Source organism: Lysobacter zhanggongensis (assembly GCF_046638635.1).
Lineage (GTDB): Bacteria > Pseudomonadota > Gammaproteobacteria > Xanthomonadales > Xanthomonadaceae > Novilysobacter > Novilysobacter luteus.
This window is the reverse complement of the sequence record NZ_JBJXHK010000014.1, coordinates 24,260-46,977: the sequence shown is the minus strand read 5'-3', so window position 1 is coordinate 46,977 and position 22,718 is coordinate 24,260. Positions and strand designations below refer to the sequence as shown.

27 protein-coding genes are annotated in these 22,718 nt (G+C 68.9%); 18 read left to right on the top strand and 9 right to left on the bottom strand.

The genetic code is table 11. From position 1 onward, the window contains the following. The 6 genes from ACKVMH_RS04345 to ACKVMH_RS04320 all read left to right on the top strand — a co-directional run. On the top strand, positions 1-657 hold a 657-nt coding region (locus ACKVMH_RS04345), incomplete at its 5' end, for a UdgX family uracil-DNA binding protein (protein WP_412699374.1). Then, positions 654-1,214 carry a type 1 glutamine amidotransferase domain-containing protein gene (locus ACKVMH_RS04340; protein ID WP_412699373.1) on the top strand — a complete coding sequence of 187 codons (561 nt, stop codon included), beginning with the start codon at positions 654-656 and terminating at the stop codon, positions 1,212-1,214. The genes ACKVMH_RS04345 and ACKVMH_RS04340, both read left to right, overlap by 4 nt. Before the next feature lie 78 nt (positions 1,215-1,292). Beyond that, entirely contained in the window at positions 1,293-1,571 is a 279-nt protein-coding gene (locus tag ACKVMH_RS04335) for a hypothetical protein (RefSeq protein ID WP_215220041.1), read from the top strand. 3 nt (positions 1,572-1,574) lie between these two features. Then, positions 1,575-4,226 (top strand): excinuclease ABC subunit UvrA, encoded by a 2,652-nt coding sequence (locus ACKVMH_RS04330; RefSeq protein WP_412699372.1) that lies wholly within the window; start codon positions 1,575-1,577, stop codon positions 4,224-4,226. 414 nt (positions 4,227-4,640) lie between these two features. Next, positions 4,641-5,441 (top strand): hypothetical protein, encoded by an 801-nt coding sequence (locus ACKVMH_RS04325; RefSeq protein ID WP_412699371.1) that lies wholly within the window; start codon positions 4,641-4,643, stop codon positions 5,439-5,441. Between the two features lie 6 nt (positions 5,442-5,447). Continuing rightward, positions 5,448-5,918: a YehS family protein gene (locus tag ACKVMH_RS04320; RefSeq protein WP_412699370.1), complete on the top strand. Its 471-nt coding sequence runs from the start codon at positions 5,448-5,450 to the stop codon at positions 5,916-5,918. A 43-nt stretch (positions 5,919-5,961) separates the two neighbouring features. Here the strand turns inward: ACKVMH_RS04320 and ACKVMH_RS04315 are convergent, their stop codons facing one another. The 3 genes from ACKVMH_RS04315 to ACKVMH_RS04305 form a co-directional block, all read right to left on the bottom strand. Continuing rightward, positions 5,962-7,131: an ATP-binding protein gene (locus ACKVMH_RS04315; RefSeq protein ID WP_412699369.1), complete on the bottom strand. Its 1,170-nt coding sequence runs from the start codon at positions 7,129-7,131 to the stop codon at positions 5,962-5,964. Positions 7,132-7,309: 178 nt separating this feature from the next. After that, entirely contained in the window at positions 7,310-7,483 is a 174-nt protein-coding gene (locus ACKVMH_RS04310) for a hypothetical protein (protein WP_412699368.1), read from the bottom strand. A gap of 221 nt (positions 7,484-7,704) precedes the next feature. Next, the gene (locus tag ACKVMH_RS04305) at positions 7,705-8,013 is read right to left on the bottom strand and encodes a YkgJ family cysteine cluster protein (RefSeq protein WP_412699367.1); all 309 of its coding nucleotides are present in this window, start codon (positions 8,011-8,013) and stop codon (positions 7,705-7,707) included. A gap of 165 nt (positions 8,014-8,178) precedes the next feature. On the opposite strand from ACKVMH_RS04305, the gene ACKVMH_RS04300 reads away from it, so the two are divergent. Both ACKVMH_RS04300 and ACKVMH_RS04295 read left to right on the top strand, forming a co-directional pair. Further along, on the top strand, positions 8,179-9,471 hold the full coding sequence (locus tag ACKVMH_RS04300; protein WP_412699377.1) for an MFS transporter: 1,293 nt from the start codon (positions 8,179-8,181) through the stop codon (positions 9,469-9,471). Between the two features lie 119 nt (positions 9,472-9,590). After that, positions 9,591-9,956, top strand: a complete 366-nt coding sequence (locus ACKVMH_RS04295; protein ID WP_412699366.1) for a hypothetical protein — start codon at positions 9,591-9,593, stop codon at positions 9,954-9,956. Between the two features lie 10 nt (positions 9,957-9,966). Here the strand turns inward: ACKVMH_RS04295 and ACKVMH_RS04290 are convergent, their stop codons facing one another. Both ACKVMH_RS04290 and ACKVMH_RS04285 read right to left on the bottom strand, forming a co-directional pair. Next, positions 9,967-10,446 (bottom strand): VOC family protein, encoded by a 480-nt coding sequence (locus ACKVMH_RS04290; protein ID WP_412699365.1) that lies wholly within the window; start codon positions 10,444-10,446, stop codon positions 9,967-9,969. Between the two features lie 184 nt (positions 10,447-10,630). After that, a complete protein-coding gene (locus ACKVMH_RS04285) occupies positions 10,631-11,578 on the bottom strand; it encodes a hypothetical protein (protein WP_412699364.1) in 948 nt (315 codons plus the stop codon). Positions 11,579-11,773: 195 nt separating this feature from the next. Between ACKVMH_RS04285 and ACKVMH_RS04280 the strand changes: the two genes are divergently transcribed. Further along, the gene (locus ACKVMH_RS04280; RefSeq protein WP_412699363.1) at positions 11,774-12,274 is read left to right on the top strand and encodes a GFA family protein; all 501 of its coding nucleotides are present in this window, start codon (positions 11,774-11,776) and stop codon (positions 12,272-12,274) included. Positions 12,275-12,298: 24 nt separating this feature from the next. Here ACKVMH_RS04280 and ACKVMH_RS04275 read toward each other — a convergent pair whose 3' ends face one another. Continuing rightward, complete coding sequence (locus tag ACKVMH_RS04275; RefSeq protein ID WP_412699362.1) at positions 12,299-14,041, bottom strand: potassium/proton antiporter; 1,743 nt, start codon at positions 14,039-14,041, stop codon at positions 12,299-12,301. A 39-nt stretch (positions 14,042-14,080) separates the two neighbouring features. After that, positions 14,081-14,674, bottom strand: coding sequence for a tRNA (pseudouridine(54)-N(1))-methyltransferase TrmY (gene trmY, locus ACKVMH_RS04270; protein WP_412699361.1), 594 nt, complete (start codon positions 14,672-14,674; stop codon positions 14,081-14,083). 95 nt (positions 14,675-14,769) lie between these two features. Between trmY and ACKVMH_RS04265 the strand changes: the two genes are divergently transcribed. From ACKVMH_RS04265 to ACKVMH_RS04240, 6 genes are all read left to right on the top strand, one after another. Further along, positions 14,770-15,648 carry an acyltransferase gene (locus ACKVMH_RS04265; protein WP_412699360.1) on the top strand — a complete coding sequence of 293 codons (879 nt, stop codon included), beginning with the start codon at positions 14,770-14,772 and terminating at the stop codon, positions 15,646-15,648. A gap of 135 nt (positions 15,649-15,783) precedes the next feature. Continuing rightward, positions 15,784-16,368 carry a hypothetical protein gene (locus ACKVMH_RS04260; RefSeq protein ID WP_412699359.1) on the top strand — a complete coding sequence of 195 codons (585 nt, stop codon included), beginning with the start codon at positions 15,784-15,786 and terminating at the stop codon, positions 16,366-16,368. A gap of 124 nt (positions 16,369-16,492) precedes the next feature. Continuing rightward, the gene (locus tag ACKVMH_RS04255; RefSeq protein WP_412699358.1) at positions 16,493-17,104 is read left to right on the top strand and encodes a peptidoglycan recognition protein family protein; all 612 of its coding nucleotides are present in this window, start codon (positions 16,493-16,495) and stop codon (positions 17,102-17,104) included. Next, positions 17,101-17,532, top strand: a complete 432-nt coding sequence (locus ACKVMH_RS04250; RefSeq protein WP_412699357.1) for a hypothetical protein — start codon at positions 17,101-17,103, stop codon at positions 17,530-17,532. The genes ACKVMH_RS04255 and ACKVMH_RS04250 overlap by 4 nt, the downstream gene beginning before the upstream one ends. Before the next feature lie 115 nt (positions 17,533-17,647). Then, positions 17,648-18,697 (top strand): S66 peptidase family protein, encoded by a 1,050-nt coding sequence (locus ACKVMH_RS04245; RefSeq protein WP_215220054.1) that lies wholly within the window; start codon positions 17,648-17,650, stop codon positions 18,695-18,697. 312 nt (positions 18,698-19,009) lie between these two features. After that, positions 19,010-19,741: an outer membrane protein gene (locus tag ACKVMH_RS04240; protein WP_412699356.1), complete on the top strand. Its 732-nt coding sequence runs from the start codon at positions 19,010-19,012 to the stop codon at positions 19,739-19,741. Positions 19,742-19,832: 91 nt separating this feature from the next. Here the strand turns inward: ACKVMH_RS04240 and ACKVMH_RS04235 are convergent, their stop codons facing one another. Beyond that, entirely contained in the window at positions 19,833-20,330 is a 498-nt protein-coding gene (locus tag ACKVMH_RS04235) for a lipocalin family protein (protein WP_215220056.1), read from the bottom strand. A gap of 131 nt (positions 20,331-20,461) precedes the next feature. Between ACKVMH_RS04235 and ACKVMH_RS04230 the strand changes: the two genes are divergently transcribed. Then, positions 20,462-20,650 carry a hypothetical protein gene (locus ACKVMH_RS04230; RefSeq protein WP_412699355.1) on the top strand — a complete coding sequence of 63 codons (189 nt, stop codon included), beginning with the start codon at positions 20,462-20,464 and terminating at the stop codon, positions 20,648-20,650. Between the two features lie 59 nt (positions 20,651-20,709). Here ACKVMH_RS04230 and ACKVMH_RS04225 read toward each other — a convergent pair whose 3' ends face one another. Then, positions 20,710-21,351, bottom strand: coding sequence for an outer membrane beta-barrel protein (locus tag ACKVMH_RS04225; protein WP_412699354.1), 642 nt, complete (start codon positions 21,349-21,351; stop codon positions 20,710-20,712). 203 nt (positions 21,352-21,554) lie between these two features. Between ACKVMH_RS04225 and ACKVMH_RS04220 the strand changes: the two genes are divergently transcribed. Further along, on the top strand, positions 21,555-22,121 hold the full coding sequence (locus ACKVMH_RS04220) for a hypothetical protein (RefSeq protein ID WP_412699353.1): 567 nt from the start codon (positions 21,555-21,557) through the stop codon (positions 22,119-22,121). 35 nt (positions 22,122-22,156) lie between these two features. Then, positions 22,157-22,693 carry a hypothetical protein gene (locus ACKVMH_RS04215; RefSeq protein WP_215220060.1) on the top strand — a complete coding sequence of 179 codons (537 nt, stop codon included), beginning with the start codon at positions 22,157-22,159 and terminating at the stop codon, positions 22,691-22,693. Positions 22,694-22,718: the final 25 nt, after the last annotated feature.

Genomic DNA, 22,718 nt, shown 5'->3' with positions numbered 1-22,718 from the left:
CTCGCGGCGGCGCAGGCGCTGGCGGCCGACTGCCGCCGCTGCCCGCTGTGGGAGCCGGCGACCCGGACCGTGTGGGGCGAGGGTCCGGCTGACGCACGGCTGATGGTCATCGGCGAGCAGCCCGGCGATGCCGAGGACCTGACCGGCCGGCCGTTCGTCGGCCCCGCGGGCACGTTGCTGGACCGCGCGCTGGTTGACGCCGGCATCGACCGCTCCTCCGTCTACATGACGAATGCGGTCAAGCACTTCAGGTTCCAGCAGCGCGGCAAGGTCCGCCTGCACCAGCGGCCGGACGCCGGCCACGTCCGCGCCTGCCACGAGTGGCTGCAGCGCGAGATCGGCACCGTGCGGCCGGACGCCATCGTGTGCCTCGGCGCCACCGCGGCGGCGGCGGTGTTCGGCTCGGGATTCAGCCTGACCGGTCAGCGCGGCGCGTGGCACACCGTGGGAAATGGGGTACGGGCGATGGCCACCGTGCACCCGGCCTGGGTACTGCGGCAGCCCACTGCGGCGCGGGCCGCCGCCTACCGGGGGCTGGTCGGGGATCTGCGCACGGCAGGTGAGGCGGCCGGGAACGGTCACGTCGCGCGCATCCACCCGGGGGCATCCTGCGGGCTGCGGCACGTCGCCGCGTCCGATTCGCAGGAGGACCCATGAGCAGTGCCCTTCAGAACAAGACCATTGCCATCCTCGCCACCGATGGCGTCGAGCAGGTGGAGCTGACCGAGCCCCGGAAAGCGGTGGAGCAGGCCGGTGCAACCACCCGCCTGCTGTCGATCAAGGACGGCGAGATCCAGGGCATGAACCACGACAAGCCCGCCGACAAGCTCAAGGTCGACGGCCGGGTGGCGGACGCGAAGGTCGAGGAGTTCGACGCGCTGATCCTGCCCGGCGGCGTGGCCAATCCCGACGCGCTGCGGATGGACGAGGCGGCGGTGGGGTTCGTGCGCGACTTCTACCGCAGCGGCAAGCCGATCGGCGTGATCTGCCACGGGCCGTGGGTGATGATCGAGGCCGACGCCGTACGCGGCCGCCGCATGACCTCCTGGCCCAGCGTGCGGACCGACCTGCGCAACGCCGGCGCCGAGGTGGTCGACGAGGAGGTGGTAACCGACAAGGGCATCGTCTCCAGCCGCAAGCCCGACGACCTGCCGGCGTTCTGCAGGAAGATCGTCGAGGAGTTCGCTGAAGGGCGCCACCAGCGGCGCGACTGAACCCTTGCGCATGCGGGTTTGCCCCCTGCCGACGCTGGCTGCGTTAGCCTTCGCGTCCCCCGATTGCAGGTCCGAACCATGAGAGCCACTGTCGTCGGTCTGGTGACCCCGCATCTGCTACGGGTCGTCGACCTCGCCAATGACGCCGAAAAAGGCGTCAACGTGGACTGGCACGTGCGCGATGCGGTGTCGCGCTCGATGGCTGAACTGGCCGACCAGTACAACGCCGCCGCGCTGATGCAGGCGCTCGTGGACGGACTCGAGAGCGCGGCGGCCGACGCCCCGCGCGCCCGCACCGCGTATGCCCGTGTGCTGAAGTCGGCCGCTGAAGCGGCGCGGCGCCTGCTGCGCGACTGAAGGATGCCGCGCGCCAGAGCCCGCTCCGCCGCCAGCCCGGCGCACGTGGTTGCCCGCGACACCGGCTGCGTCCGCGTCCGCGGCGCCCGCGAGCACAACCTGAAGGACGTCGACCTCGACGTGCCGCGCGACCAGCTGGTCGTGTTTTCCGGCGTGTCGGGCTCGGGCAAGTCGTCTCTGGCGTTCGGCACCATCTACGCCGAAGCGCAGCGCCGCTATTTCGAGTCGGTGGCGCCGTACGCGCGGCGGCTGATCGACCAGGCCGGCGTCCCGGACGTCGATGCCATCGAGGGCTTGCCACCGGCAATCGCACTGCAGCAGCAGCGCGGCGCCAGCAACGCGCGCTCCAGCGTCGGCAGCGTGACCACGCTGTCCAGCCTGGTGCGGATGATGTATTCCCGCGCCGGGGTCTACCCGCCCAGGCAGCCGATGTTGTACGCCGAGGACTTCTCGCCCAACACGCCGCAGGGCGCATGTCCGCGCTGCCACGGGTTGGGCCACGTGTACGAGGTGACCGAGGCGCTGATGGTGCCCGACCCGACGCTGACCATCCGCGAGAAGGCCATCGCCTCGTGGCCGCCGGCGTGGCACGGGCAGAACCTGCGCGACATCCTGGTCACGCTCGGGTACGACGTGGACAAGCCCTGGAAGGACCTGCCGAAGAAAGACCGCGACTGGATCCTGTTCACCGAGGACACGCCGACGGTGCCGGTGTACGCGGGCTTCACCCCGGCCGAGACGCGCGCCGCGCTCAAGCGCAAGACCGAGCCCAGTTACATGGGCACCTACACCGGCGCGCGCCGCTACGTGCTGCACACCTTCGCCAACACCCAGAGCGCGCTGATGAAGAAGCGGGTGTCGCGCTTCATGGAAGGCCGGCTGTGCCCGGAGTGCGACGGCAAGCGGCTCAAGCGCGAGGCGTTGGCGGTGACGTTTGCCGGCGTCGACATCGGCGAGCTGTCGCGGATGCCGCTGGACCGCGTGGTCGCGCTGCTTGAACCCGTCGCCCGCGGCGAGCTGCAGGCGCACGCGGATGGCGACACCACCAATGCGACCGCGACCCGCCGCGACCGGACCAAACGCGCCGCGACCGGACAAGCTACCCACGCCGCAGCGCCGGACGTGCGGCGCACCCCGGCGATGTCGGAGGAGAAGCGGCTGGCCGCACAACGCCTGGCCGAGGGTGTCGTCGCCCGCCTGCGGACCTTGCAGGCACTGGGACTGGGCTACCTGGCGCTGGACCGCAGTACGCCGACGCTGTCGCCCGGCGAGCTGCAGCGCCTGCGGTTGGCCACCCAACTGCAATCGCACCTGTTCGGCGTGGTCTACGTGCTGGACGAGCCGTCCGCCGGCCTCCACCCGGCCGACAGCCAGGCGCTGTATGACGCACTGGAACAACTGCGCGACGCCGGCAACTCGGTGTTCGTGGTCGAGCACGACCTGGAGCTGATGCGTCGCGCGCAGTGGCTGGTCGATGTCGGCCCGGACGCGGGCGAGCGCGGCGGCGAGGTGCTCTACAGCGGACCGCCGGCCGGGCTGGCCAAGGTCGGGGATTCGCGCACCGCCGAGTACCTGTTCGGCACCACGCCGGCGCCGGCCAGCCTCCAGCGCGCGCCGTCCGGCTGGCTGGAGCTGCGCGAGCTGCACCGCCACAACCTGCACGGGCTGGACGCACGCATCCCGCTGGGCGTGCTGACCGCCGTCACCGGCATCTCCGGCTCGGGCAAGTCCAGCCTGGTGGCGCAGGCGCTGGCCGAACTGGTCCGCCTGCACCTGGGCCACGAACCCGAGGACAGCGACGACGACGCGCCCGACGCGCCCACCGCCATCGAGCGCACGCACGGGCACCTGTCCGGCGATGTCGATGCCGTGAAGCGGCTGGTGCAGGTCGACCAGAAGCCGATCGGCCGCACGCCGCGCTCCAACCTGGCCACCTATACCGGCCTGTTCGACCACGTGCGCAAGCTGTTCGCGGCCACCCCGGATGCGCGCCGGCGCCGGTTCGATGCCGGCCGGTTCTCGTTCAACGTCGCCAAGGGCCGCTGCGACACCTGCGAAGGCGAGGGCGTGGTCAGCGTCGAGCTGCTCTTCATGCCCAGCGTCCACGCCCCGTGCCCGGTGTGCCACGGGGCGCGCTACAACGAGGCCACGCTGCAGGTGCGGTGGAACGACCGCAACATCGCCGAGGTGCTGGGCATGACGGTGGAGCAGGCCGCGGCGTTCTTCGAAGGGCAGGACGCGATCGCGCGCCCGCTGCAGCTGCTGCGCGAAATCGGCCTGGGTTACCTGCGCCTCGGCCAGCCGGCCACCGAGCTGTCGGGCGGTGAAGCGCAACGCATCAAGCTGGCCACCGAACTGCAGCGCAGCCAGCGCGGCCGCAGCCTGTACGTGCTGGACGAGCCGACCACCGGCCTGCACGCTGCCGACGTCGACCGCCTGATGCTGCAGTTGCACCGGCTGGTGGAAGCCGGCAACACGGTGGTGGTGATCGAACACGAGATGCGCGTGGTGGCCCAGGCCGACTGGGTCATCGACATGGGCCCCGGCGCGGGCGAGCAGGGCGGGCGGATCGTGGCCGAGGGCCGGCCCGCGGACGTGGCGAAGTCCCGCGCAAGTCCCACGGCGAAGTATCTGGCCGTCGCGCTGGCCGGGTAACCCGGGACGTACTACCCCGGGCACGGCGCCCGCTACCGGTCGCTCAGGGCGTGGACCTGAAGGGCTTCACCGGCGGCAGGTCTTCCAGGCGAGGGCTCCGCCGGGATCGGTCGGAGGACGAGCCAAAGGGCGCGACGACCCGTGTTTCGCCTCGCGGTACGCGCACTGGCTGACGGTCGGTGGGCAATCCGGTCGGCGGGCCGCGGTTGCTTTCGGAGTTCTGTGCCATGGGATGGGTCACCTTCAGGAGATCCGGCACTGCCGGATCCGGTCGGCCGAAGCCGGAGCCCCGCGCGGGCGGGGACCAAGAGGCTCAGAAGGGACGCGAACGACCGGGTCGACGCTGAGTGCCGTTACGGCGTGGCGCCGCAATGCCAGCCCACACTACGCCTATCCGGGTGACCAGCCGGGGGCATGCCATTCACCTTCACGGTGGGCGGCTATCCTCGCCGGATGGAGAAGCTGGCCGACACTTTCTGGAACATCCGTGGCGTATACCGCGTGGGCGGCGTGCTGGACATCGGTACGCAGATGTCGCTGGTCCAGCGCACCAGCGGCCGCTTCGTGGTGGTGGATGGCTGCGCGCTTGACGGCGCGCAACGCGAAGCCGTGATGGCGCTCACCGGCAACGGGGAGCGGGTGGATGCGATGGTGCATGTCCACCCGTTCCACACGTTGCACGTGGAGGCGACCCATCGGTTGTTTCCGTCCGCCGCGTTGTACGGCACCGCGCGCCATCGCCGGCGGGCGCCAGCGCTGCCCTGGGTGGGGGCGCCGGTGGAGACGTGGGGCGATGACCATCCGTTGGCGGATCTGTTCGACCTGTCGGTGCCGGACGGCGTGCAGTTCACCTGCCCGGATGAGCGCGTGCACACGGCGTCGGTCCTCGTCCGCCACCGCGCCACCGGTATCGTCCACGTGGATGACACGCTCAACGTGATGGCGGGGCCGGGGCTCCTGCGTGGGCTGTTGCCGCAGTCTTCGCTGCGCATGCATCCGCTGTTGGCTCGTGCCCTCAGGCCCGACGCCGGCGCGGCCGACGCGTATGCCGCCTGGGCGCGGGCGCTGGCGGCTCGCTGGGCCGGTACGCGCATCGTGTGCGCCGCACACTCGGCCGTGCGGCACCTGCCCGAAGGCGGCTTCTCGCGCGAGGTGCTGGGAGCACTGGCAAGGGTGTCGGGTACGCTCGACCGCCACAAGGCGAAGTACGGGTAGCACCACGTGATCAACAACGACGTCCTGCGCAGCATCCGCTACATGCTCGACCTGTCCGAAGGCAAGGTGGTTCAGATCGCGCACTTGGCGGATCCGGGCTTCGCCCTCGATATCGATGAGGTGCGCGCCTTCCTGCTCAAGGAGGACGACCCCGGCTACCTGGCTTGCCGCGACGCGGTGCTGGCGCACTTCCTGGACGGCCTGGTCGTGCACCTGCGTGGCCGCGACGAGCGGTTGCCAGCGCGTCCGGTGGAGAAGCGCATCAGCAACAACGTGGTGTTGAAGAAGCTGCGGGTCGCCTTCGAGTTGAAGGACGTGGACATGCACCAGGTGTTCGCCGGTGCCGGGTTCCCTGTGTCCAAGCCCGAGCTGTCCGCGCTGTTCCGCCAGCCGGGGCACAAGAACTTCCGCCCTTGCGGGGACCAGTTGCTGCGCAATTTCCTCAAAGGCCTGACCGAACGCGTCAGGCGCGCGTAAGGCGTCGGGCCGGGCGCTGCCTCGCGCACCCTGGACGCGTGCCTCAGGTCCGCCGCATCCGCCGGATGGCCGTCGCACGCGTTGTCCCGGCGCTGCGCGGAAGGCGGAAGCTGAAGGTCGTGCTTGAGGTGGACGACTCCACGTCGACCGAACCACCATGCGCGCTGGCGATCTCTCGGACGACGAAGAGGCCCAGGCCCAGGCTGGTTCCCGTCGGGTCGCCTGCATGGCCCCGCACCAGGGGCTGGAAAAGCGATTCCAGCGTGTCCGGCGGTATCTGTGCCCCCTCGTTATGCACCCGCACCACCACCTCGGTTGCACCGGTCCCGTCCAGGGTGATGCGAACCGGCGTGTCCGCCGCCCCGTACTTGATGGCGTTGCTCATGAGGTTGGACAGCGCCTGCGACACCCGCTGGGCGTCCCAGCACCCGGCCATGTCGCCCGCCCGCGTGATTTCAATGCAGCTGTCGGGAAACGCGATCTCCACCTCCCGTGCTATGCGCCGGCAGATCTCATCCATGCGTGCATCGGCAGGATTGACGCGGATGCCACCTTCGGACCCGCTGTGAACGAAGTCGAGCAGGTCATCGAGGATGCTCTCGATCCTCCGTCCCCCACGCAGGATGCGGTTTGAAGCGTCCCTCAACGGGGGGTGCTGGTTGGCCACGAGGAGCAGCGTTTCGGCTGACCCCACAATGGTGCTCAGCGGCGTGCGCAGCTCGTGGCTCAGCACGGCCAGGAACAGGTTGCGGCTGGCGGCCGCGGCGTTGGCAAACTGCAACAGTGTTTCCGCCAGTGCCTGGTCCATGGCTTCGTTGAAGCGCGTCAGTTGCTCCACCTGCGGCGGCCCGAGCGTCGGCGAGGTGCCGAGCCACAGGCGGATGACCGACGCGCGCAACGCCCGGTACTCCGCGGCGGTCTGGTTGATGTCGAAGCCACTGGCCGCGCGCAATGCACCGTGCGTTTCCGCGGCAGGAGCCGAAAGCCCCGACGCCACTGCCGAGTGCCCCTTGGATTTCTCCGAGCGTTGCCATTCGGTCTGCGGCACTTTCATGTCCGCGGCGATGGCGACGAGGATCTCGCTGATGTGGTCACGGAGTGCGTCGCGGTCCAGGTCCTCCGCGGCGGGGCCCAGCGTCCTCGCAAACGCTTCGCACTCGTCGACGATCAACGTGTTGTTCGCGGCGATGAACTCCGACAGGCCATCAAGCATGGCGACGGTCCCCTTTCTGGCTGACGGGTGGGGTGCGGACACGGCGTGGTGGTTCGCCGCGCGTTGCAGTATGCACCGTATCGCGAGTGAGGCCGGACGCCCTCGCCGTCGATCACCAGACAACAAGACACCGGCCGGGAATCCCGGCCGGTGTTTTGTGGCTACCTGTCAGTCGGAATTACGACTTGGACGGGGATTGGTTGCTCTTGCCTGCGTCCTTGCTGCCATCCTGCCCGGTCTTGCCGGCGGGGGCAGCCGAACGGCTGTCCTTGCCCTGGCTTGTCGAGTCGCTGCCGGACGCCGGGGCAGTCTGGGGGGTCTTGTTCTTGTCGTTGCTGTTGATGTTGTTCATGGTGTCACCTCGTGAGGCGACCCGGAAATCACCGGATCGAAAATGGCCGAAGCCGAAGTCCTGCACTAGGCAGGACGCAGAGGCTCAGTAGGGGACGCGAACAAACGAATCAGCGGCTGAGTGCCGTTACGACATTGCGTCGCAGTGCAAGAGGACCATGCGCCGGCGGAGGTGACCGGAGCGTTACGGCTCAGCGGCGCGGGAGAACCCCGGCGGGGTGGTCAGTACATCCGTAGCGGGATCCCGCGTGCGTTGCGGTCCGCGTACTCGGCGCGCGCCTCGATGCAGTGCGCGCCACCCATGCGGAAGTAGCGACAGGCTTCCGGTCGCGAGTGGTAGATCGTGCAGCCGCCACCGGCCGGGTCGACCGCCACGCACCAGCCGAACTCGTCGCGCGCCATCACCTCCAGCCCCTCGGGGGTGTAGTCGATGAGGTGCTCGGCGACGCGGTCGCCCGGCTGCAGCGCCACCGTCATGCGACAGCAGACGGCATCGCACGCGCTGCAGTGGGGCTTGTCGGAGTCGGTCATGGGGTGCACCAGGGCGCGTGGGGCGCCGGGCCGCGGCTGCGGCGTCGTGGTCGCCAGTATGCGGCCCTGAAGCACGAAGCCGGCACCACCTGACGGATCGTCCACGTACCCGCTTGGTACTGTCGGCGTCCCGAGCAAGCCGAGGCGCACAACCCTTTGAGCACGATGTTCCAGTCGCTCAGGAGCTACAACTACCGGCTGTGGGCCGGCGGGGCGCTGGTTTCCAACGTGGGCACCTGGATGCAACGCATCGGCCAGGACTGGCTGGTGCTGACCGTGCTGACCGACCACAGCGCGACGGCGGTGGGCACGGTGATGGCGCTGCAGTTCGGGCCGCCCCTGCTGCTGTTGCCCCTGACCGGTTACGCCGCCGACCACTGGGATCGCCGCAAGCTGCTGCTCGCCACCCAGGCCGCTGCCGGGCTGCTGGCACTGGGGCTGGGCCTCCTGACGCTGGCCGGCGTGGTGCAGCTGTGGCACGTGTACGGCTTCGCATTGGGGCTGGGCTGCGTCACCGCGTTCGACGCGCCGGCGCGACAGGCATTCGTCTCCGACCTCGTCAGCGACGAGCACCTGGCCAACGCCGTCGCGCTCAACTCCGCGTCGTTCAACGCTGCCCGCATGCTGGGCCCGGCGGTGGCCGGCGTGCTGATCGCGGCCATCGGCGAGGGCTGGCTGTTCGTGGTCAACGCGGTGTCCTACGCGGCGGTGCTGGTGTCGCTGTATTTCCTGAGGTTGGACGAGCTGCATACCGAGGCCCTGCCGGCACATACGCGTGGCAGCCTGCTGGCCGGCTTCCGCTACGTGTGGCAACGGCCGGACCTGGTCGCGGTGCTGGTGATGCTGCTGCTGATGGGCACGTTCGGGTTCAACTTCGCGATCTTCATTTCCACCATGTCGGTCACGGTGTTCGACGGCGACGCGAGCCAGTACGGCCTGCTGACCTCGGCGATGGCGGCCGGCACCATGAGCGGCGCGCTGCTGTCGGCCCGTCGCCCGATGCCGGGGATGGTGCTGATGGCGGTTTCGGCGGCGGGGTTCGGCGTCAGCGTGGCGCTGGCGGCGGTGATGCCAGGGCCGATGCTGTTCGGGGTGGTGCTGTTCTTCGTGGGGTTGGCCGCGCTGACCTTCATGACGGCCAGCACCTCGATGATGCAACTCACCACCGAGCGGGTGATGCGGGGCCGGGTGCTGGCGCTGCGGATCGCGGTGGTCATGGGCGGCACCCCGCTGGGTGCGCCGCTGGTGGGGTGGGTAGTGGACCGTTTTGGCGCGCGCTGGGCCCTGGCCGTGGGAGCGCTGTCTGGCATCGCCGCCGCCGCCGTGGCGGTGAACTACCTGGTGCGGCATCGCGGGCTGCGCCTGTCGCGCGAGACCGGCCGGCTGCGCGTGGTCATCGAAGCCGCCCCCGCCGACCAGGTGCCCGTCCGCGTGGCGGCCGGCGAGCGGGTGACGTAAGCCCGCGGCCGTTCGAGGGCGACGACACCTGCTACCTGGTACCGATGGCCGACGGCCTGATCTCGACCATACTCGGCGACTGACCGACCACCCACTACCAAGGACCGCCCATGCGCCACATGTCTTCCTTGTTTTTCCCGATGGCCTGCGCGCTCGCGCTGGCGGGCTGCACCACGGCGCCGGCCGGTGATCCCGCCGTCGCCGACGCACCGGACGCCGGTGCGCTGACGATCGAGGGCACCGTCGCTTCCATCGACACCCAGCCCTGGGCCTATGACGGCAACGCGGTGGTGCGGGTGGACGTTGCTGGCCGTGGCGCGGTGCCGGTCGAGCTGCCCGCGCGTTGGAACCTTTGCCAGGCCGGGCCGGTCGACGTGGAGGCGTTGGCCGTGGGGATGCGGGTGCAGGCTGTCGGCGCGCCGACCGCCGAGGGCGGGCTGGTGGTCTGCCAGGATCCGTCGCACCGGCTGGTGCCCGCCGGCTGAAGCCTTCCGCTCAGCCCCGACGCGCCGCCTCGATGGCGGCGACGTCGATCTTGCGCATCTTCATCATCGCGTCGAACGCGCGCTTGGCCGCGGCACGATCCGGGTCGGTCCAGGCGTCGGTGAGCGCGCGCGGGGTAATCTGCCACGACAGCCCCCACTTGTCCTTGCACCAGCCGCATTCGCTTTCCTGCCCGCCGTTGCCGACGATCGCATTCCAGTAGCGGTCGGTTTCCTCCTGGTCGTCGGTCGCCACCTGGAACGAGAACGCCTCGCTGTGCTTGAACGCCGGGCCGCCGTTGAGGCCCATGCAGGGGATGCCCATTACCGTGAAGTCGACCGCCAGCACGTCGCCCTGCTGGCCATCGGGATAGTCCCCGGGGGCGTGGTGGACGGCGTCGACGCGGCTGTCGGGGAAGGTCGCGGCATAGAAGTTCGCGGCTTCCAGCGCGTCGCCGTCGTACCACAGGCAGATCGTGTTCTTGGGAATCATGGGCAGGTCCTCATTGGGCAGGCGGGATGTGCGTGAGGCCGGAATGTCCGGCCTGACCATACCGACGGACGTGCGACGCCGGGATCGACATGAGCCGCAGACAAAGTGATGCCCGCGCCCTTCCCCCGACGAGAAGGGAAGGGGCGGGCATCGCCAGGAACAATCGCGAGCGGGGAACGGGCGATCAGTTGCCGCCGGCCGTCCAGCCGAAAGTGTCGGTCACCTCCTGGTCCCGACCGCCGCTGACGCTCGATCCATTGCCCGAGGCGGTGTTGCCGCCGCCGCCACCCACGCTGGCCGCGGCACCAGCAGCCACGTTCACGCTTCCTCCCGCGATACTGGCTTGCGGGCCGCTGGCTGTCCCGCCGTACCCGCCGCTCACACTTGCATCCTGTCCACTGGCCAGGTTGTCGTGCCCGCCCGTGACGCTCGACATATAGCCGGAGGCGCGGTTCCCTGCGCCACCGGAAACCGCCGAACCCCAGCCGGTGGCCTGGTTGTACTGCCCTCCGACGACACTCGCGCTGGGCGAGTTGCTGGTGTTGCCGTAGCCCGAGACGATGCCCGACCAGCCGCTGTAGTTATGCTCGCTTCCGACCACCAGATAGTGTGATCCGCCCTTGTGGTTGAGCCCCCAGATACCGCCCGCTGCGATGCATTCCGCCTGGGTGGTGATCGGGTGGTGGAACGGTTCGCCGATTCCGATCCCACGCGAGCACTCGGGGGCATACACGGAGTCCGTATTTCGCAGCTGGTCGTAGCCGATCACGACATTGCCAAGCCCATTGGTCGTCTCCGACCCGGCGCCATTGACCACCTGCAGGTTGACCGAGCTGAAGCGGACAGTCGGCCGCCCGTGGACGGTCGTCAGGCTCACGAAGTCATTGATGGACGCCACATTGGCGAGGTCCGCACGCAGCGCCTGGTTCTGTGCGTGCAGCGCCTGCAGCTCCACCTGTTGCCGGGCCACCAATGCCTCCAGCTTCTGCAGTCGCAACTCGGTCGCGTCGAGCGGTGGGTAGGACGGGAGCTGCGGGTACTTCGGGATCGGCTTCTCCGGCAGTGCGGACGCTACGACGATGCCCCCCATTGCGAGCCACAGCGTGGCGACCAGTGCGAACTTGCCTTTCATCGGATCTCCTTGGTTCTCTCGTCGCGCTGAGCGCGGCAACGGTCGCCCAGGGTGGGCGCACCGGTTATCCACGAGATTTGCCGGCGCGAACTGACAGGGGCGGTGGCATCGCAACGCGGGCGTCGCAGCGACACTCGCCACGTGGCCTCCACGGCACCGCGGCTAGTTTCGGCAGCTCCGCCCGGGGCCACGGCCATGCGACTCGAGGGATCCTGCCACTGCGGCAAGGTGCGCTTCCGCTGCGACGCGTATGCGCCGGTGCCGTTCCTCCACTGCTATTGCTCCATCTGCCGCAAGACCGCGGGCGGTGGTGGCAGCGCGGTCAACCTGGGTGCCCGCGCTGACACGCTCGAGGTGGAGGGCCGCGGACACCTTGGCGTCTACCACGCGCGCATCCCCGACGGGAATGGCGGTTGCCGGATCAGCTCCGGACAGCGGCACTTCTGCACCGGGTGTGGCAGCGCGTTATGGCTGTTCGATCCCGAGTGGCCGGAGCTGGTGCACCCGCACGCATCGGCCATCGACAGCCCGTTGCCCCATCCGGGCGAGCGTGTCCACATGTTGCTGGACTCCAGGGCGGCGTGGGTCGACGTGCCAGATGGCCGGCACGATGTCCACGTCGACGGGTTCCCGGAGGAATCGCTGGAGGAGTGGCACCGGCGGAACGGCGTGCTGGACGGGGAGACACCGGGCTGACCGTCCCCGCGGCCGGTGGCGCGGCTAGCGTTCCGTGGGTTCCTCGTCGGGGTCGGATTCGGCGGCCAACATACCGACGGTCGCGATCCGCGTCCCGAGCATCCCGCACACGCGCAACCGCGTGCCGTCGAGCATGACGCTCGCGCCGATCGCAGGTTCCGTCTCCAGGTTCTGGCGAATCACGCTTTCCAGGGTGTCGTCGTCGGCGGCCGGCAGGTGCACGCCGTACGAGTTGCGGATGTCCTCCACCGTGGTGCCACCCTTGAGCCGCAGCTCGACCCGCGGCAATGGCTCGGCGGCGCCGATGTCGGCGGCCTGGGAGAACGTGCGGTCGACGAACGGCCGGGTTATCGGCCGCAGCACTGCGAACAGGTGGTCGTTGGCGCGCAGGACGGTGGAGCCGCGCGGCGGCATCACCTCTTCGCCGCGGGTGATCATGGCGATGACCGTGTCCTCGGGCAGCGCCATGCGTGACAGGCGCCGGCCGACGGCGCGCGAGTCGCGCCCCAGCGTGTACTCGACGATGTCGGCGTTGACGTTGCCCAGCGAGGTGATCTCCAGCGTTGCGGCGGGCTGGGCGGGCGGCGCCTCGGCCAGGCCGAGCCGGCGGGCGACCGTGGCCAGCGTGGAGCCCTGCAGGATCGCGGAGATCAGCACCACGAAGAACACCACGTTGAAGATCACCGGCGCACCCGGGAGCTCGAAAAGCAACGGGAAGATCGCCAGCACGATGGGCACCGAACCGCGCAGGCCGACCCAGGACACCAGGGTGGTTTCCCGCTTGCTGAAACCGAAGAGCAGCATCACCGGGACCACTGCCAGCGGGCGCGCGACGAACATCAGCACCAGCGCGATCAGCAGCCCCTGGATCCAGACGTCCAGCAGCGCGATCGGGTCGATCAGCAGGCCCAGCACCACGAACATGGTGATCTGGGCGAGCCAGGCCATGCCGTCATGGAACAGGAAGACACTGCGCTTGAACGCGAAGTGGCTGTTGCCTACCACCGTGCCGGCGATGAAGATCGCCAGGAAGCCGCTGCCGCCCAGGTTGGCCGCCAAGCCGAACGCGAGCAGGCCGCAGGCGGTCACCAGCACCGGGTACATGCCCGATGCCTGCAGCCGGATGCGCTTGAGCAGGCCCACTGCGCCCCAGCCCACGCCCAGCCCGACGGCTGCGCCGATGCCCATCTGCATCAGGAACAGCTTGAGCAGCCCCAGGCCCAGCGGCACGTCGTTGGCGATGACCTGGATGAGGCCGATGGTCAGGAAGATCGCCATCGGGTCGTTGGACGCGCTTTCCACCTCCAGCAGCGCCTTCAGCCGTTTGCGGATGTGGATGTTGGCGTTGCGCAACTGCGCGAACACCGCGGCGGCGTCGGTTGATCCGACGATGGCGCCTATCAGCAGGCCGTTCATCAGCGGCCAGTCGAGGATCTTCGCCGCGGCCAGGCCGGTGACCACCGCCGTCACCAGCACGCCGAGCGTCGCCAGCACCGAGGCGGGCTTCCACACCGACCGGATCGACGCGACCGGGGTCTGCAGGCCGCCGTCGTAGAGGATCACGGCCAGCGCCAGGGTGCCCAGGGCATGCGCCGCCCCCGGGTTGTCGAAGACAATGCCACCGATGCCGCGCTCGCCGGCCAGCATGCCCACGATCAGGAACAGCACCAGCACCGGCAGCCCGAGCCGGGCGGACGCCTTGCTGGACACCACGCCCAGCAGGATCAGCACGGCGGCGAGGAGGAGGACTTGGTCAATCGCGAACATGCGTGGTGCGTTCCGGCGGGCAGTGGTGGCCCCTCAACCCTAACCCTGATCGAGCGCGTGGTGGATCAACACCACGCATTGCGAGGCGAACAGCATGGTCCTGCCGAGCGTGATCCTCCTCGCGCCGAGGCGCTCGAGGCTGTGGAACGTCTTCTTTGGCATCGGGATGTGGTCGGTCAGCAGGAAGCAGGGGTTGCCGTCGAACACCTGCTCCCCGATCGGCGTGCCCTTGCGGTCCATCACGAACAACTGGTGGTCCGCGGCCAGCTGTTGCACCAGCCGCTCGAAGCTGACGGTGCGCACCTCGACGCCGGATTCCACCGGCCGCGACTCCTCCTTGCCCATCCCGCGGGACGCGTCCAGCGCCTTGGCGACCTTGCCCAGCAGCGCCTGTTCGTTGAAGCCGCCGATGTCGTGCATGGCGTTGGCGTCGAAGCGGATGGTGCGGGAGAAATCCTGCGTGCTCTCAAGCACGAGGTAGACCACCACGTCCGGCCGGTGCGACTGGGCCACGAAGATGGCGTTCATCAGCGTGTGCGCAAGGATCTCGGTGTGGGCTTCCTGGCCGACCGACGCGAGCAGCCTGGCGCTGTCGGTGGGGGCGGCCCGCGCCCTGAGTACGAAGGTTCGCATGGGGTAATTGTCCACGAACGAAGCCCGGAATCGGACAAATGCGGCCGGCCCGGTTTACGGGACAATGGCCACCCCGTAGAGCCTTCCGCATCCCCATGGCCCCATTGCGAGTGACCCTGGTCTCCCTGCTGCTTGCCGCCAACACCGTGCTGCACGTCGTGCCGCTGCTGGTGGTGACGCTGGTCAAGGCGCTGCTGCCGTCGGCGCGGCTGCGCAAGGCCAGCAACCCGCTGCTGACCGGCGTGGCCGAAAGCTGGATCGGCGTGAACAACCGGCTCTGGGACCGGTTCTTCCATACGCCGATCCACCTGCAGGAGGATGTCGCGCTGCGGGCGGACGGCCACTACCTGGTGCTGGCCAACCACCAGAGCTGGGTCGACATCGTGGTGTTGCAGAAGGTGTTCAACCGGCGCATCCCGCTGATGCGGTTCTTCCTCAAGCGGCAGCTGATCTGGGTGCCCCTGCTGGGACTGGCGTGGTGGGCGCTCGACTTTCCGTTCATGGGTCGCCACACCCCCAAGCAGATCGCGCGCCGTCCCGAGCTGGCCGGTCGCGATATCGCCGCCACCCGCCGGGCCTGCGAGAAGTTCCGCGAGATCCCGGTGGCGATCATGAACTTCGTCGAGGGCACCCGGTTCACCCCAACCAAGCATGCCGCCCAGGGAGCGCCGTACCGGCACCTGCTCAAGCCCAAGTCGGGCGGAGTGGCATTCGTGCTGGATGCGATGGGGGAGGGCCTACACGCGATCCTTGACGTGACCATCGCCTATCCCGGCGGCCGTCCGTCGATGATCGACCTGTTGGCCGACCGCGTGCCGGCGATCCACGTCCACGTGCGGCAGCGCGCCATCCCGCAGGAACTGCTGCACGGCGATTACCAGAATGACCGCGCGTTCCGCGTGCACTTCCAGCAATGGATGAACGGCCTGTGGCGCGAGAAGGACGCGGACATGGCGCGGCTGCTGGGCGAGTAGTTCGCTGGGCTGCTCCTCATCGGGAGCTCAAACCGGCTGTGACAACCTGCGGGCCCCCGCCTTCAGGTGCTGCCCATGCTGATCGTGACCCGTTCCTGCCTCGGAGCTCGTTGCCCGCGCGGATTGCGTCGCCGCGTGTTGTTCTTGATGGCGATTTCGCTGGCGTTGATGGCCTGCTCGGGGCCGGACCGCGACGCCGGGCAGGGTGGTCGCCCTGGCGAGGCCCCGGACGCCGGGACCGAGATGCCCGACGCGGCCGGCGACACCGGTACTGACCGAGACAGTGCACCGTCATCGACTGCGTCGCCCGACGCGGCGGTTGGCGACTCGACCGTCGGCGGCGACGGCTCGCAGATTGTCCTGGCACCCCTCGGAGCGGCGGACATCGAGGCGGCCGCGCTGGGCGGCGAGCTCGCCTGCAGTTTCGCGCTTGCCGGCGACTCACCGTTGTTGCTGGCGATGGGCGACGTCGCCTCGGCCGATCCCGCGCGGGGGTTGGTGAAGGTCGGCTCGTACGTGGAACCGGTCGCTGCACCCGGCGGCTTCGACGCCATGCTCGACGGCGCCCGCTTCACCGGCGCCGGCAAGACCGTCGATATCGTGGTGACCGGCCCCGCCATCGGCGGCGGCGAGTCGCCCGCGCGTCCCGCCACGCTCACCTATCACCGCGCCGACGGCGCCCGGCGACAGTTCGTCGGGCGGTGGCAGTGCGGGCCGTAGGGCTTCGGGGTCGAAGTAGACGGTGACGCGACCAGCGCGCGACCCCGCCGTTTGCAAGCGCACCGAGCGCGCGGCAGACTTCGCCGCGCCGCAGGATCGCGGCTTTTGCCATCAAGGAGGATGCATGTTTCGTATCGACAAGGACGGGATGATTCGCAGCGTGCGGGTCGAAGCTCGTCGGTTCCCATCACTGGAGCGCGGCGACATGCCGGTGGTGAACGGCATCGTCGTCCATCAGACCGGGGCGTCGACCGCGCAGTCCACGTTCAACAGCTACCGCGCCAGCGCGATCGGCGCCCACTTCCTGATCGAGAAGGACGGGCGGGTTTACCAGACCGCGTCGCTGTACAAGCGCGCCAACCACGTCGGGTTGCTTCGCTCGCGCTGTCTTGAGCGGCACGCGTGTGCGCCTGCCGAGTTGAAGCGCCTGCAGGGCACGTCGCTGCGTACCCGCAGCAGGATGGAGCACGCAAAGGCATTCCCCGACCGCTTCCCGTCCAACCGCGACAGCATCGGTATCGAACTGGTTGGCGAGTACACGCGCAACCCCGACTTCGGGACGGTTCGTGGCGCCGACGAGCTTCTGTACGTCGGGGTGACCGACCAGCAGAACACTGCACTGCGGTGGCTCGTCGGCGAGCTTCGTCGCGCGCTGAAGGTGGCTGCAGAAGAGGTATATCGACATCCCCAGGTGTCCTACAAGACTCCGACGGAGGCGGCTAGCGCGTCATGGTGAGCATGCTGCGCAGTGGGCTTTGGGCCGTCACCGGCTTGCTGGTCTCGGCGTGCGTGCTGTCGGCGCCGGGTGGCCAAGCGACGGGGGCGAAGGCGGAGCGTGTCCTGGTCGCGGAAGAGTTGAACATCACCGAGAACGGTGCCGCCTCGCCCGATGTGGATGCGGGCGCATGCCGGGACTTCCTGCTGGACGAGGACGCGGTAAGGCGCGCACTGGAGAACAGCGAACCGGTGAGCCGGAGCCAATACATGCACGTGCTGCCATGGTCACCGTGCCTGGTTCGTGGGCACATCACCCTGGTGGATGGCAGGGCGGGTACCTGGACGATCCGGCAGTACGGCACCGGATCGATTCTCCTTGACGATGATGCGGAACTGTACTTCTGGTGTCGCCGCTGCACGAACCCGCCCTTCGTGGCGGTCGAGTAGCAGCCCGTCGCCCCTCCGCCGACCACCGGCAACCCGTGAGCGCCCTCGGTGACGGCGGGGCGAGCCATCATGTGTTGCGTTAACCTCGGCCCTGTTCACGACCGGCGAGCAAGGCATGCACAGGCGAGACTTCATCCAGGGCGCGGCGCTCTTGGGACTCCTGCCACTGGTAGGCAACGCAGGCGCCGCACTCGCGGCGGCGCCGCGGAACGGGCGGCTGCTGCCCGTGCCGCTCAACCCGGGCGACACGGTCGCGCTGGTCAGTCCGTCGTCGGCCACCGACGAGCGGCTCAACCTGCAGCTCGCGACCGAGGTGCTGCAGGCGCTGGGCTTCAAGGTCAAGACGGGGGCGCACTATGCGGCGCGGCGTGGCCACTTGGCCGGTACGGACGCCGAGCGGGCCGGGGACCTCAACACGATGTTCGCCGATGACGAGGTCCGCGGCATCGTCTGCGTGCGCGGTGGGGCCGGTGCGGCACGGCTGTTGCCCTTGCTGGACTACGACGCCATCCGCGCCAACCCGAAGGTGCTGCTGGGGTACTCCGACATCACCGCGCTGCATTGCGCGATCCTCGCCCGCGCCGGGCTGGTCACGTTCCACGGGCCCATCGGCGCCGCGAGCTGGAATGCCTTCAACGTCGACCAGTTCCGGCGCCTGTTCTTCGAACGCGAGCTGATGCGCTACCGGAACCCGGTCGACGCCGGCGACGAGCTGGTGCCGCGCAAGAACCGCACGCTGACCATCACCGGTGGCAAGGCGCGTGGCGAGCTGGTCGGCGGCAACCTGTCGGTGCTGGTGGGCCTGGCCGGCTCGCCGTACCTGCCGGACTTCGACGGCCGGATCCTGTTCCTGGAGGACGTGGAGGAGGCGCCTTACCGCGTCGACCGCATGCTCACCACCCTCAAGCTGATGGGGGCACTGGACCGGATCGCCGGTTTCATCTTCGGCGACTGCACCGACTGCGACCCCGGCGAGGGGTACGGTTCACTCACCCTGGACCAGATCTTCGACGACCACATCCGGCCGCTGGGCGTCCCTGCCTACCGCGGGGCCATGATCGGGCACATACGCGAGCAGTTCATCGTGCCGCACGGCGGCCAGGTGGAGATGGATGCGGACGCCGGCACGTTCCGGATGCTGGGGCCGGTGTTCCAGCCCGGGTAGACAAGGGCGGGCGCCGGCGGGTCCTAGACCGGGGCGAACGCCTTGGTGGTCTTCTTGTCGCGCTTCTCTGCCTTCTTCTCCTTCATCGACTTGGCCGGTTTCTTCTTCTGTTCCTTCTTCTTGTCCAGACCCTTGCTCATGTGCTGCTCCTGACGCGTATGCCGGCTGCGGCGCAGTCGGGCGAGGCGAGTATGCGCCGCTCGCGCGCGTTCGGGTGGCTGACGGATAATGCGGCCGGTCGGTTCGCCGCTTTGCGCGAAGTCCGGCTCGGCGCGTAGTCACGCGTCCGATTGATCACTACAGGGGAAGTACATGAAGAAGACCAGGCTGATGGTGGCAATGGCCGCCGTCACCGCGGGTGCCGTGCTGGCATCCACCGCACACGCCCAGGACACGCCGATCGAGGTGTGGCAGCCGCAGGCCGGCACCGAGGCTGATCCGGCCAAGCGGGTCACCGATCCCGCGGCGCCCGCGGCTCCCCAGGCTGATGACCAGGCCACCTGGCAGCCGCAGCCGGCCGACGCGCAGGCGCACGGCTACGTGGCCCCACCGCGTGACAGGCTGATCGAAGACCGCGGCGGGTTCTTCCTGGGCGTGCAGGGTGGCAAGGGCTGGGTGTTCGACGACGTCGACCAGTCCGCGCTCGCGGTCAACGCGGGCTATCGCTGGCAGGCCGGCGCGGTGACGCTGGTGGGAATCGAGGCGGCCGCCGGCCGGCTGGATGAAACCCGGGACAGTCTCTACACCTACGCCAAGGTGGACTACGCCAGCATCGGTGCGACCGCGCGCTTCAACTTCGGTCCCGACAGCCCGGTGTTCGCCATTGTCCGCGCCGGCTACTGGACGGCTGACGACGACTACTACATGGATGTCGACGGCGGCTATGCCGGCGTGGGCCTCGGTGTGGACCTGACCGACAACTTCAACCTGAGCCTGACCTACACCAACCACGTGTATTTCAGCGACTACGAGTACGACTACTACGGCGAGTACGACTTCAACCGCGCCGATACCGTAATGCTCGGCGCCGAAGTCCGGTTCTGAGACGCACCCCGCCGGCCCATGGGTCGGTCAGATGCGAAAAAAAAGCGCGCCTCAGGGCGCGCTTTTTCTTTGGCGGGTGTATCCAACCCCGTCAGGCCGGGGCCCCGCGCTGCGGCGTATCGATCAGCTCGTCCAGCTCGTAGCCCAGCGTCTGTGCGGTGGCGAGATAGTCCATCCGTTCGGACGGGTCGATCTGGGGGGTGCGTGCCAACAGCCAGAGGTACTTGCGGTCCGGGCTGCCGACCAGGGCGATCCGGTAGTCGGGGTCGATCCGCAGCACCCAGTAGTCGCCCTTGGTGAACGGCACCCAGCGCAGGCCTTCCGGCAGGAAGCTGACTTCCAGTTTGCTGTTGTTGCTGCCGGGCACCGGGGTTGCCTCGCCCACCGACTCCTGGGGGGCACCGTCGCCGTCGCGCGCGCGGTTCTCGACCCGCACCTTGCCGTCGTCCTGCAGCGAGTAGGTGGCGGTGATGTCGGTGTAGTCCGGCGGTTCGTGGCGCATCGGCAGGCGGGCGATCTCGTACCAGGTGCCGAGGTAGCGCTGCAGGTCGACGGCGGGGACGGTGGCGGGTTGGTCGTGGTGGGTCATGGGGGGCTCCAGCGGGGGGAGCCGCCGGTGTAGCCCATTCATGATGAAGCGCACGCGTACGCCCTGGCAGGATTCGCGCCGGTTTCATGCCGATCGATGTATCCACGTGGGACCCCACAACGGAGACCGTCATGGCTTCCAGCAAGCGAGAACTGATCGAACCCAACAAGGGCGACAAGCGCTATGTGCGGCGCGACGAAGAGGGCCGGTTCAGCGAGAGCGACGATGTCAGCCGCTCGCTGAGCCAGGACGTGCGCAAGGAGGCCAAGCACGAAACCAGGGCCGGCCAGGGCGACCGCGGCGACCGCAAGACGCACTGACCGGTACAACGAAAAAGTCGCCCATCGGGGCGGCTTTTTCGTGTCCGTGCTTGGGGCAATCAGAACCGGTATTCCACCGTCACGGTCACGCTGCGGGCGTTGCGCTTGTCGCGCGACAGCCGGTACTCGTCGGACACCGCGTCGTACTGCACCTGCGAGTAGCGGTACTGGTTGACCATCACCCCCACGTCCAGCAGCGGCAGGATGGTGGTGCCGACGCCCACGCCGACGTACGTACCGCCGTCGTTCTCCTTGAACTGCCGGCGGTCGGTCACCGGAGCGGTATCCACCGGGTAGTCGACGATGGTTTCATCCAGCTCGCGCTCCAGCCCGAGGTAGCCGGCGCGGCCGATGAAGTACACCGGCAGCAGCGGCGGCTTGATGCGCGCGTTGGCACCGACGAAGCCGTAGCGCGACTGCATGGTGTACGCGTGGTCGACGTAGCCGTCGGGGTACTGGCTTCGGATCTCGGCATCCTGCTCCTCGATCCGGCCCAGGCCGCCCTCGAGGCCGACCTGCGCCATTCCGATGCCCCAGCGGTAGCCGACGCTGGCCTGCACCAGGTCGCTGTCGGCGTCGTCGATGCCGCTGTCGAGCTCGATGCGGCCAAGCTGTCCGTTGAGGAAGAAATCGCCGGCCGAGGCGGCGGGCGCCACGGCGAGGCAGGCGGCAAGCAAGGCCGCGCGTTGAAGCTTGCGCATGTTCTGGTTCCGGGATCGGGAGGCGGGGCCGGGCGGCCTCCGCGGAGCGCATGGTACCGGTGCGCGGCCCGTCAGTCCCGGTGGGCTCCCTGAGCGGGAAACAGACCCGGTAGGGCGTGCTTCGCACTCGCTTCACACGGGCACCCTAGGAGCTTCATCCGGGGCGGGCAATCTCCGCGTCACACCCAACGTGGAGACCGGCAATGGCACAGGGTATCGGCGACAACGGCGCGGCGCGGGGCAACCGCTGGAGCCTGGCGATCTGGGGCGGGGCGGCCTTGCTGCTGGCCCTGCCCGCCGTGGCGATGCGGTTCACCCCCGAGGTGGACTGGGGCCCGGAGGACTTCATCACCATGGGCATCCTGCTGGCGGCAGCATGCGGCGGTTACGAGGTTGCCATGCGCATCTCCGGCAATACCGCCTACCGGGCGGCCGTCGCGGTGGCGATCGTGACCGCGTTCGTGACGGTGTGGGTCAACCTCGCGGTCGGGATGATCGGCAACGAGGACAACCCGGCCAACCTGCTGTTCGGCGGGGTCCTGCTGGTCGCGCTGCTCGGTGCCGTGTTGGCGTGGTTCCGGCCACGGGGCATGGCGGTCGCGATGGCAACGGCCGCGCTCGCGCAGGGAGCAATCGCCGTCTATGCACTGTTTTCCGGGCACGGTGCGCTTGCACTGTTCATCGGGCTGTTCGTGCTGCCCTGGCTGCTGTCGGCGCAACTGTTCCGCGTGGCTGCCCGATCGTTCTCACAACCCCGCAACCGTGCATAGGCGAGGCTTCCGGCATTCCCCATCGGAGTCGGGTCATGTCGGAAACCTCCCCCATCACCGGCGAACTGTCCAACAGCAAGGTCGCCGCGGTGTTCCCCGACGAGGCCAGCGCGCGCCGTGCGGCCCAAGCGGTCGCCTCGGCGCTGTCGCTCGCGGCGGCGCAGGTGCAGGTGGTCACGCCGGGCACGGGGTCGCTCCCGGGTCGCAAGCTGGAGCCGGAAAGTCGGGGCATCTGGCGGACGATCGTGCGTGCGCACCTGTGGTTCGGTATCGCCGGCGTAGTCGGCGGCCTGCTGCTGTTCGCGGTGCTGCATGCCATGGGCATCCGATTCATCGTCAGCTCGCCGGTGGCGGCGGCGCTGGTAATCGTGTTCTTCAGTGCCGTGGCCGGCCTGTGGGCCGGCGGACTGGTGTCTTTGCGCCCGGACCACGACCGCATGGTCGAGGCCACCCGCGATGCGATGGACGAGGGCAACACCACCGTTGTAGTGCATGCCTACTCGATGGACCAGCGCGCGCAGGCGGCCGAGCTCCTGCGCGGGCAGGGCGGCGACGTGACGTCGACCCTCTAGCCCAGTGCCCTTCGGTATGATCGGG